General features: G+C 39.3%; 1 protein-coding gene. It reads right to left on the reverse strand.

Going from position 1 to position 2,046, the window contains the following annotated elements; all coding sequences use genetic code 11:
- Window positions 1–2,046: ATP-binding protein (locus tag ACEW8U_RS07840; protein WP_373521484.1), on the reverse strand; the 2,046-nt coding region annotated here is incomplete at both ends.

A 2,046-nucleotide genomic window follows, 5' to 3' on the forward strand; every position in this document is an offset into this window, starting at 1 on the left:
CCCAATCCTGTTCCCTGGCCCGTAGGTTTGGTGGTAAAGAAAGGTTGGAAGATTTTGTCTTTGATTTCGGTTGGGATGCCGGGGCCGTTGTCTTGGACGGAGATCTGGATTTTGTCACCAAGGTTTTTGGTGGAGACGGTAACTAGAGGTATGAAATTCTCCAAGGGTTCTGAACCCTTGGAGAATTTGCTGCAAGCATACAGCGCATTGTTGATCAGGTTGAGCAGTACCCTGCCAATATCCTGTCTTACAATCTCGATTTTAGGTAAAGCGGAGTCAAAATCGGTTTGGATAAATCCTTTAAAATCCTTGTTTTTGTTTTTAAAGCTTTGGAAAGAAAGATTCAGGTATTCTGCTGCCAGTGTATTTAAATTGGTAAGTTCTTTTTCACCCGATCCGGTTTTGCTATGTTCCAACATCCCCTTCACGATTGCATCCGCACGTTTGCCATGGTGGTTGATTTTTTCTAAATTCTGTTTGATATCCCCAAGTATTTCACTGACTAAAGTCTCGTCTCTCGCTTCTTGGTTCTTGGCTCTTTCTTCTTGAATCTCATCAACCAACTCGGCACTTACCTCACTGAAATTATTCACAAAATTCAGTGGATTCTGAATTTCGTGCGCTATGCCTGCGGTGAGCTCTCCGAGTGAGGCCATTTTCTCGGATTGAATGAGTTGGGATTGGGTGGATTTGAGTTCTATCAGTGATTTTTCTAGCTGACTGGTTCTTTCCTGTACCCTTTCTTCCAATATTCGATTTTCTGCTTTCAGCTTGCTGGAGCGCCATTTGACAATCGCGATGATAATCAAGATTAAAAGTAAGACATAAATCAAATACGCCCACCAAGTGGCATACCAGGGACTTAAAATGATAAACTTGTATGTGACTTCCCCACTTACTGTATTGTAAATATTTTTGGAACGAACATGAAATGTGTAATTCCCTGGAGATAGATTAGTATATTCTTTAAATGTATTTTTTCCCCACAAAGACCAATCTTCCTCAAACCCTTCCAAAAATGTCTGATAAACAGTCCTTTGTTCTTGCTCAAAAAACGGGGAGGCAAAACCAAATCGTATTGAATTATTTTTGAAATCCCTTTCTGGGGTGCTGTTTTTATCCAATTGTGGCCTCCTGCTGAGTGTATCCTTCCCGGCTAAAACCTCTTTAATGTAAATGGAGAAGTTTTTATTTTCCTGAGACTTTTTTTCTCCGTCTATTCTAATCAACCCCTCGTCAGAGCCAAGCCAAATTGTACTATCAGATTCGGAAAAAAACGCTGTGATTATTTCACCTGTAAATAAATTTATTGGATAATCTTCAAGGATATAACTTCCATCTTTCTGAGGAACAGCAAGTTTTTTTTCATTCCCAAACATGACCAGCACTCGGCCTAAATTATCCTCAATCAAAAGAGAATTTTCAACTGATAATTCGACCTTTTCATCCGAAAAACTAAAAACCGAATCTCTTTCAAATTGATTTGTAGTTTTGTTTATCGTAAAAAAGCCTTCTGTCGTAGGAAAATAAACTTTATCCCTGATTTTTGATACAGAACCCGGTGCGTTCTTTAATCCCTGTTCGGGACCTATCAGTTCCACCTTAGTACTTTTCAGGTTATATTCCTTGGAAGCTGTTATTCCTAATTTGATTTTATAAACCGCTTCTGCCTGGGTCCCCCCCCAAATCACCCCATCCTCATCTTCCACCAGACTGTAAATGTCCTTTGAAATACCCGCTATATCTCCCATATATTCCCAACCTTCTTCCTCTCCTGAACCAATTGTTCTTTTTAAAATCGAAATACCGAAGGAACCACTACAAAACATTAAATCAGGATAATATTTGGAAACCAAAATGTCCAATAACTGAAAATTCCCACCAATTGATTCTTTTATGGTAATAACCTTTTCATCCCTGATGGCTACAAGACCTTCGGAGGCTATCAATAAATCCTTCCCATCTTTTGCCATCCTGAATATTTGAGAGTAAGGAACACCGGGAACTGATTTAATCAGCCCGTCTTTATGGTCAAGTTTCAAAACT

The sequence above is a fragment of the Aquiflexum sp. genome (assembly GCF_041751335.1).
In the GTDB taxonomy this organism is placed as follows: Bacteria; Bacteroidota; Bacteroidia; order Cytophagales; family Cyclobacteriaceae; genus Aquiflexum.